This window comes from Burkholderia sp. YHN3-13, assembly GCF_055810675.1.
Genome location: NZ_JBVVNQ010000048.1, coordinates 1 through 8,399, shown reverse-complemented (window position 1 = coordinate 8,399; position 8,399 = coordinate 1). Strand labels below are relative to the sequence as shown.

Sequence of the window (8,399 nt, the reverse complement as noted above, 5' to 3'; positions counted from 1 at the left end):
TCTCCAGCTGAAAGGCAAGCCGCAGGTCTCGCATGTCTTCTCAGGCAAGTGCATCTTGTTGACCATGGCGAATCACGCGTCGAGAAGGATCCTGGCGAACTGTCCGGTCGAGCGGCGCTGCCGGCGTCGATACACCGGACCATCGCCGCTCACCGTCGAATCAGCGTGCATCGTCGCCCAGCAACTGACGGCGCAACGACTTTGCCCGCGTGCGCGGGTCGAGCCAGATCGAGAAGAATGCGCGCGCGAACGCCGGGTCGGTCACGTCGGCCGTGAGGCGGCCGTTGGTGTAGAAGCGTGCGCCGCGCTCGGGCACATACACACCGCACAGCACGTCGCCGCGCGATACGTCGGTGAACGCCCGTTCGATATCGCGGCGCCATGCTTCGAGCGTCGCCGCCGGCAACGGTGCGGGTGCGAGTCGCTCGATCTCGTCCATGCCCGTCGAGACTAGCCGCTCGCCTTTCACGTCGTGACGGTAGGCCAGCGACAACGCAAACGGCGTGTCGAACGCGCCCGGCGGCCGCGGCGCCCACAGCTGGGCGTCGTACAGACAGATGCCCAGGATGCAGAACCGGCCGGATCCGATCAGTCGCGCCGACGCGATGTCGTCGACGCAGCTCGCGCCGGCGAACAAGGGTGCAGCCAGCGCCGCGGCCGCGACTGCGGCGAGCATCGCAAGCCTGCGCCGCATGTCAGCCGCCCGACGACACGATGAAATGCATCACGTCGGTCCGCCGCTCGACAAATCCCGCTTCGCAATAGGCGAGATAGAGGCGCCAGGTGCGAATGAACGTCTCGTCGAACCGTTGCGCACGCACCGAGTCGATGCGCGCCTCGAAGGCGGCCCGCCAGGTGCGCAGCGTGCGCGCGTAGTCGTCGCCGAACGCCAGCACCGGTTCGGCGGCCAGGCCGGCCCGCCGCGCGGCATCGACGAAACGCTCCGGGCTCGGCAGCATCCCGCCGGGAAAGATGAACTCGCGAATGAAGTCGCTTGACGTGCGGTACGCGTCGAATAGCGACTCGATGATCGTGATCGATTGAATCAGCGCGCGAGCACCGGGCTTCAGGCGCTGCCTGAGCGTGTCGAAGTACACCGGCCAGAATGTTTCGCCCACGGCCTCGAACATCTCGATCGACACGATCGCGTCGTATTGGCCGTCGACGTCCCGATAGTCGCGCAATTCGAGCGTGACGCGATCGGACAGCCCGTCGCGCGCCATGCGCTCGCGGGCCAGCGCGTATTGCGCCTGCGAGACGGTGACGCCATGCACGCGGATGCCTTGCCGTGCGGCATGCGCGGCGAACCCGCCCCAGCCGCAGCCGATCTCGAGCACGTGCATGCCGGCGCGCAGGCCGAGCGAATCGACGATGCGCTGATACTTCGCCGTTTGCGCGTCGGCGAGCGAACGCTGCGCGTCGCCGTCGAAGCATGCGCTCGAATACGTCCACGTGTCGTCGAGCCACAATCCGTAAAAGTCGTTGCCGAGATCATAGTGCGCGTGGATGTTGCGGCGGCTGCCGGCCCGCATATTCATCCTCAGCCGGTGACGCAGCGCGTACCAGAGGCGTGCCAGGCGGCCGCCGGTCACCGTCTTCGCGATCACCGGCTGGTTGCGGATCGCGAGGCGCAGCAGCGCGACGAGTTCGGGCGTCTCGATCCAGCCGGCGCGATACGCTTCCGCGAATCCGATGTCGCCCGCGCGCAGGATCGCACGGCACGCCCGCCAGTCGCGGACCTGCAGCGTCGCGGCCGGCTGGCGGTGCGGATCGCCGAACACATGCTGCGCGCCTTCGGGCGTCACGAGCGTCAGGTGACCGTCGTTGATTTGCCGGAGCAGCGCGATGAACAACCGGGCCGAGAGCGGCATCGCCGGTTGCGAGGCGGAAGACAGCAGGCGCAGCAAGGTCATGGGCGAGCCTCGTGATCGGACATCGCCGAGCGGCCGTGTGGCGACGCGCCCGGCGAACGGGACAATGGCGAATCGGCAGCGGCGGAACGGCCGGGGGGCGTCTTGCCGTGGAACGGCACGCGCGCGAGCCACAGCCGCAGCGCTTGCCAATGAATGCGAATGACGACGTTGATCGCGTTCAGCGGCTGCCGGGCCAGCGCGCGCCATGCGCGTGCCGCCGTCAGCGGCGCGGACCGCATGCCGATTGCCGTGCGCAGCAGCAGACCGTCGTCGTCGCGATAGTCGATCGCCACGCTCAGATGGTCGCCGCACTGACGCACGCGAAACGCGTAATCGCCGACGATGTCGCAAAACGGCGAGACATGAAACGTCTTGCGGCAGACGAGCACGGTGTCGGCGTCGATCGGTGCGTGACGCATCGCACTCAGCAGGTAGCCGTGGTGCGCACCGAACGTGTTGCGCACATCGGCGTACAGCGCGCGCAGCCGGCCCGCGCGGTCGTAGCAGTACCAGAAGCTCACCGGATTGAATGCGTAGCCGAAGATGCGCGGGATCGTCTGCAGCCAGATCGGGCCGTCGGCGGGAATGCCGGCGCGCGCGAGGACATCGCGCATCCACGGGCCGAGCGCGCGGCCGTCGCGCGGGCCGTAGTCGCGGGAAGCGAGCGCAAGCGGGGCCCGGCGATCGATGCCGAACCAGCCGACGTCGATCTCGTCCAGCCGCTCGACGTCGCAGCAGACCTGGAATATCGGGTACGCGAACGCATGGCGCACCGGCCGCAGCCGTTCATGCATCACGGTGCCGACGAGCAGCCGGGCGGCCATGCCGTCGCGGGCAAAGGGCGCGTTCATGGGCGAGCCCAGGACGGCGCGATGCCGAAGCTGCGGGCGACGCGCAACGCCGATTTCAGTCCATCCTCATGGAACCCGTAGCCCGTCCACGCTCCCGCGAACCACGTATTGCGCCGCCCTTGCAGCATCGGCAGGCGATGCTGCGCATCCACGGCCGCGAGATCGAGCAGCGGGTGTTCGTAATCGTAGCGGCCGAGCTGGGTGTCGGGCGCGGGCTCGTCGACCGGATTCAACGTGACGACGACCGGCGAGCGGAACGGCAACGGCTGCAACTGGTTGAGCAGGTAGCTCACGCACACCGGCGATTCGCCGCCCGTGCGCCTCGGCCGGCCGCCCAGGTAGTTCCATGCCGACCACACGCGCCGTCGGCGCGGCAGCAACGCGGTATCGGTATGAAGCACCGCGACGTTGTGCTGGTAACGCACGGCGCCGAGCACGTCGCGCTCGGCCTTGCTCGCATCCGCGAGCAGCCGCAGGCTGGTCGGCGCATGGCACGCGAGCACGATCGCGTCGAAACGCTCGTGACCGGCCGTATCGGTCGCCACCGTCACGCCCGCGTCGTCGCGCCGTATCGCGCGGACCGGCGTATTCACGCGCACGTCGTCGAGCGTCGCGGCGATGCGCTCGACGTACTGCCGCGCGCCGCCCGCGACGGTGCGCCAGGTCGGCCGGTTGTTGACCTGCAACAACGCGTGATTCAGGCAGAAGCGCAGGAACGTCGCCGCCGGAAACCGCAGGATGTCGTTGGCCGCGCTCGACCAGATGGCGGCCGCCATCGGCAGCAGGTAGTGATGCTGGAACGATGCGCCGTAACCGCCGGCCGTGAGCAGTTCCCCGACCGAAAGACGCTGCCGGCTCGCCGATTCGAGGTGATCTTGCGCGGACGCGTTGAAGCGCAGGATGTCGCGCAACATGCCGAGAAAGGTCGGCGAGAACAGGTTGCGGCGTTGTGCGAACACCGTGTTCAGGTTGCTGCCGGCCCATTCGAGCCGGCCACCGTCGACCGAAACCGAAAACGACATGTCGGTCGAATGGGCGGCCACGCCCAGTTCGTCGAACAGCGCGATCAGGTTCGGATAGGTCCGGTCGTTGAACACGAGGAATCCCGTGTCGACGGGGTGGCGTGCGCCGTCGAGGTCGACGTCGACCGTGTGCGTGTGACCGCCGAGATAGTCGGCGGCCTCGAACAGCGTCACACGGTGACGGCGGGCCAGCAAGTACGCGCTGGCCAGGCCCGCGATGCCGGCGCCGACGACGGCAATCCGCCGGCCGGGCAGCGACATTGTAAGTTCCGGGTGCATCGCGAATGGTCTCCGTCAGTCACAAGTGCAGGTTCGGGAATCACATGTGCTCATATACGTCGCACCGCACGCGGCGGATGCAGGCGCGGTTGTCATTCGCGATCGCCGGGCGACGCGAAGCCCGGCTTGCCGATCTGGTCGGGTGTTTGCGGCACCCGCCTGAAGCGCGACGTGTCGTAACCCATCGCATCGAGCCGGGCGAGCAGCGAGCGATAGGTGGCCTCGTCCATCGTCGGCTCGCGCGAGAAGATCCAGCCGAGCGTCTTGCCCGGGTAGCCGAGGATCGTGTACCGGTAGTCGGGGTCGACGTAGAGCGTCAGTTGCGTGACATACACCGGCCAGAACAGCCGCACGCGCCATTCGCCGCCGCCGCTGCCGGGCTTGACGGCGTCGACGAACCGGTAGTGCTTCTCGGGCTGGTCGAAGCCGCCTTTGCGGCCGACGAATGCGTCGTCGATCCGGCCGTCGTCGCGCAGGCGCCACTCGGCCCGGCTGCCGACGAAGCGGCGTTCCGCGAAATACGGGATGTTCGCGATCACGTACCAGCGGCCCATGTAGCGCGGCAGGTCGACGGGTACGGTCGACAGCGGGACGGCGGCGCGCGGATTCGGGTTCGGCGGGCTGCCCGAGCACCCGGCGGCCCCGATCGCGAGCGCCGTCACGACCGTGACGGCGATGCGGCGGACGACCCGGTATGAGATTTCGGCCCTCATGCGAGAACCCGGCGCTTGTCGAACAGATAGTGGGCGACGCCCCATTCCTGCCCGTCGGCATAGCCGAACAGCTCGGCGACCGCCATGTAGAACATCCGCCAGCGCTGGAACCAGATGCGGGCGTCGGCGCCGTAGACCGTCTCGAAAATCGGCATGATCCGGGGGCGCGCCGCATCGAGCGACGCGAGCCACTGATTGGCCGTGCGGGCGTAGTGAGTCCCGTCGAGCCACCATTGGCGGGCGATGCGCACGTCGTCCTGGAACCGCAGCAGCAGGTCGGCCGACGGCATCGTCCCGCCCGTGAAGAAATGGCGCGACATCCAGTCGGTGTCGTCGTGCACCGCGAAGTGATAGGCGAGCAGCTTGTGCGCGAAGATGTGCACGAAGAGCTTGCCGTCGTCGTGCATCCAGCGCGCGATTTTGGCGAGCAGTTGCCCGTAGTTCTTCATGTGCTCGAACATCTCGATCGAGAGCACGCGGTCGAAACCGGCATCCTCGGGATCGAAGTCGAACTCCACCACGTTGCCGGTCACGATGCGCAGATTCGTCAGCCCGCGCTGCGCCGCGCACCGCTCGATGAAGTGGCGTTGACCGTGCGAATTCGACAGGCCGACGATCTGCGCGGCCGGGTAGCGCTCGGCGAGCCAGAGCGACAGCGAACCCCAGCCGCATCCGAGGTCGAGAATGCGATGGCCGTCCTCCAGCCTGGCGCGCTGCGCGTACAACGCCAGCATGGCTTCTTCTGCTTGCGACAGCGTTTCGTCGCCGCACGGGTAATAGCCGCACGAATATTTGAGCCGCGGGCCGAGATGGGCCTCGAAGAAGCTGCCGGGCACTTCGTAATGCTGCGTGTTCGCCGCGAGCGTTTCGATTGCGATCGGACTCGCGCCCAGTTCACGCACCAGCGTGTCGTAGGCCGCCGCGCGCCGTTCGCCGTCATACGCGTGTTCGTCGCGCAGGCGTTGCCGCATGAGCGAGCGCATGCCGGCCCGGATCAGCCGGTCCGGCAGCCAGCCGCGCTCGCAGCAGCGGATCAGCCAGGCGTCGTTGGGTGCCGCCGCCGAGGCCGGCGACGGTTGCGAGGTGGTAGCGGTCATGATCGCGTGCTCCGGTCTTCAGGGTGATCGGATCGAGTGGGGGAAGGGCCGGGCGCCGGCCTCGGAGGCCACGGAACGATGGCGCTGGTCGTGCGCATGTACTCGCGGTAGCCCGGCCGGCTTTGCACCAGACGCGCTTCGAGCAGCGGCAAGCCGGATACCTTGAGCAGCAGCCATGCCATCAGGAGTGGCGGGAACAGCGTCAGCCAGCCCCACGGCATGCCGATCGCCAGCGCCGTGTAGGCGAGCCAGTGCACGCACTCGAAAAAATAGTTGGGGTGCCGCGAATAGCGCCACCAGCCGGCGCGACAGACCTGGCCGCCGTGGTCGGGATCCGCGAGAAACCGCTTGAGTTGCCGGTCGGAGGCCGTCTCTCCGGCGACGGCGGCGATCCAGATCGCCACTGCCGCGGCAATCGCGAACCGGGACGGGGTTGCCGCGCTGTATGCGGGGATAAAGAACGCGATGGACAGCAGCATCGAGATCAGCGCCTGCAACTGGAACAGCCAGAACATGTTGCGCGGCGCGGCGTCGCCCCACTGCAGGCGGAACTGTCGATAGCGCGGGTCTTCCGGCTGCCCGCGGTTGCGCCGCCACAGGTGCCGCGCGAGTCGCAGCCCCCAGATGCCGCCGCCCGCGGCGACGAGCGCACGATTCAATTCCGGGCCGGTCGCCAGCGCGGCGACGAACACGGCGACGCCGCCGAGCGTCGCGGCCCAGACCGGATCGATCATCCCGGCGTTCCGGGAATGCAATTGGGTAATCCACACCGTCGTGAAGGACAGGATCAGTCCGACGAAGGCGAGGAGGGCAACGACGACGGCGGGCATACGGGCTCCGAGGGCGCGATACCCTTTATACGGAGCCGGCGACCGATCGGATGCAGACGAATGCGACGAGATGCGTGATCTCGTCTAGAGAGAAGGCAGCGGGCGGCACGCCGCCGCGCTTTACGTTTGCGGGTCGAGCGCGATGCGCGCGTCAAGTGGTGTGCATCGCGCCGGTGGCGAGCACCGGCCCGGTGGGTTGGCCGCTCGGCGAGCCGCCGTGAGGCTCGAGCGATACGGCGAGCACCGCGCGTGCATCGAGTCGCGCGACGATCGCTTGCGGCAGCGTCATCGACGCCGGTGCGTTCGACGCGAATACGCCGAGCGAGATCGGCTTCGCATTCGGCGGAATCAGCCAGAGCTCCGTCGAGCGGTCCGCGGCGACAGGTGGCGTGTTCGCGGGCACCACGACCATCCGGGCACGCCGCAAGTCGACCGTGGCGGTCCACCGTGCGACGCCATCCGCTTGTGCCAGCGTGGCCGCCATGTAGTGGCTGTCTTCGGCAGCGGGGCGCGGCGGCGCTTCGCCCACCCGGATCACGTTGACCGTGAGCAGCCCGAGCGCCGCCACGCTCGCGCCCATGCCGACCCAGCGCCACAGTTTCAGGTTGTTCCACCATCCGTCGGATGGCGCAGCGCTGCGCGGGCGCGGCGGCGGGATGAAGCCCAGTTGGTGCTGGATCCTCGTCCAGGTTCTCGCGGGCGGGTCGACGGGCGTGACGTCGTCCGCGAGCGGGGCGAGGTGGCGCTGCCAGCGCTCGAGCGTGGCTTGCAACGCCGGGTCGCGCGCGGCGGACTGCTCCAGCTCGCGGCGCGCGTCTGCGTCGAGCACGCCGAGGGCGTATTCGGCGCAGCGCAATTCGGGATCGTGATCGGCCGGCGTATTCATTGCTCCAGACACACCTTCAGCTGCATCAGGCTGCGCCGGATCCAGCTCTTCATGGTTCCGAGCGGCACACGCAGTCGCGCTGCCAGCTCACTGTAGGTCGCGCCGCTGAAGAAGGCCTCGCGCACCGCGCGGCCCTGCTGCGGATCGAGTTGCGCGAGGCATCGGTCGAGGCGCAGGCGCTCCTGCGAGGCCTCCGCCAGCGTGGCGGGCGTCGGATCTTCGGCGGGAAGCTCCAGCGCCTGTTCGTCGTCGAGTTGCGCGTCGCGATGCTGCCGCAAGCGGTCGATCGTCTTGTTGCGCGCCAGCGTGATCAGCCACGTCATCGCGCCGCCGCGCGCCGGGTCGAATGCGTCGATGCGTCGCCATGCGGTCGTGTAGACCTCCTGGAGGAGATCCTCGGCTTCCCCGTGATCGTGAAGCATGCGCACGATTGTCCCGAACACCCGCGACGCGGTCAGCCGGTACAACTCCGCGAAAGCCGCCTGGTCGCCTGTTGCTGCCTGAAGCATCACCCGGTTCAGATGTTCGCGGCGCGCGACATCCGCATCGGCATCGCGCGAAGGGGCAGACTGATCGAAGCCGCTGGCACCGCCTGGCGTGTCGCTCATGCGAAGGGGATGGCGCGGACCGCCATGATGTGAATATCGAGCGAAATATAGCACTCTCGGATGCATGTGATCGACCGATCGGTGGCGCGCCCGCTGCACGTTGTGCAGCGCAACGCCCGCTGTGATCTCTTCAACCAGATACGAGCGACGCGTCCGCGCGGATGCAGGCAGCCGCAACGTGCGGCGAATGCGGCCGACTA

10 protein-coding genes are annotated in these 8,399 nt (G+C 68.1%); all 10 read right to left on the bottom strand.

Translation table 11 applies throughout. The features are described from left to right. A partial coding sequence (locus AC0KUR_RS37495; protein WP_473377354.1) for a DUF2256 domain-containing protein occupies window positions 1-66 on the bottom strand: 66 nt, incomplete at its 3' end. 94 nt (window positions 67-160) lie between these two features. After that, complete coding sequence (locus tag AC0KUR_RS37490; RefSeq protein ID WP_059517762.1) at window positions 161-694, bottom strand: chalcone isomerase family protein; 534 nt, start codon at window positions 692-694, stop codon at window positions 161-163. 1 nt (window position 695) lies between these two features. Then, the gene (locus AC0KUR_RS37485; protein ID WP_473377352.1) at window positions 696-1,913 is read right to left on the bottom strand and encodes a class I SAM-dependent methyltransferase; all 1,218 of its coding nucleotides are present in this window, start codon (window positions 1,911-1,913) and stop codon (window positions 696-698) included. After that, complete coding sequence (locus AC0KUR_RS37480; RefSeq protein ID WP_059698579.1) at window positions 1,910-2,764, bottom strand: DUF1365 domain-containing protein; 855 nt, start codon at window positions 2,762-2,764, stop codon at window positions 1,910-1,912. The genes AC0KUR_RS37485 and AC0KUR_RS37480 overlap by 4 nt, the downstream gene beginning before the upstream one ends. Continuing rightward, window positions 2,761-4,065, bottom strand: a complete 1,305-nt coding sequence (locus AC0KUR_RS37475) for an NAD(P)/FAD-dependent oxidoreductase (RefSeq protein ID WP_059698581.1) — start codon at window positions 4,063-4,065, stop codon at window positions 2,761-2,763. The genes AC0KUR_RS37480 and AC0KUR_RS37475 overlap by 4 nt, the downstream gene beginning before the upstream one ends. Window positions 4,066-4,157: 92 nt before the next feature. Continuing rightward, window positions 4,158-4,778 carry a lipocalin family protein gene (locus AC0KUR_RS37470; protein ID WP_009687747.1) on the bottom strand — a complete coding sequence of 207 codons (621 nt, stop codon included), beginning with the start codon at window positions 4,776-4,778 and terminating at the stop codon, window positions 4,158-4,160. Continuing rightward, a complete protein-coding gene (locus tag AC0KUR_RS37465) occupies window positions 4,775-5,875 on the bottom strand; it encodes an SAM-dependent methyltransferase (protein ID WP_212103871.1) in 1,101 nt (366 codons plus the stop codon). Before AC0KUR_RS37465 ends, AC0KUR_RS37470 begins: the two co-directional genes overlap by 4 nt. Continuing rightward, window positions 5,872-6,705 carry a DUF1295 domain-containing protein gene (locus tag AC0KUR_RS37460; protein ID WP_212103873.1) on the bottom strand — a complete coding sequence of 278 codons (834 nt, stop codon included), beginning with the start codon at window positions 6,703-6,705 and terminating at the stop codon, window positions 5,872-5,874. The genes AC0KUR_RS37465 and AC0KUR_RS37460 overlap by 4 nt, the downstream gene beginning before the upstream one ends. Window positions 6,706-6,856: 151 nt before the next feature. Then, window positions 6,857-7,591: an anti-sigma factor gene (locus AC0KUR_RS37455; protein WP_059676247.1), complete on the bottom strand. Its 735-nt coding sequence runs from the start codon at window positions 7,589-7,591 to the stop codon at window positions 6,857-6,859. After that, window positions 7,588-8,199: a sigma-70 family RNA polymerase sigma factor gene (locus AC0KUR_RS37450; RefSeq protein ID WP_473377353.1), complete on the bottom strand. Its 612-nt coding sequence runs from the start codon at window positions 8,197-8,199 to the stop codon at window positions 7,588-7,590. The genes AC0KUR_RS37455 and AC0KUR_RS37450 overlap by 4 nt, the downstream gene beginning before the upstream one ends. Window positions 8,200-8,399: the final 200 nt, after the last annotated feature.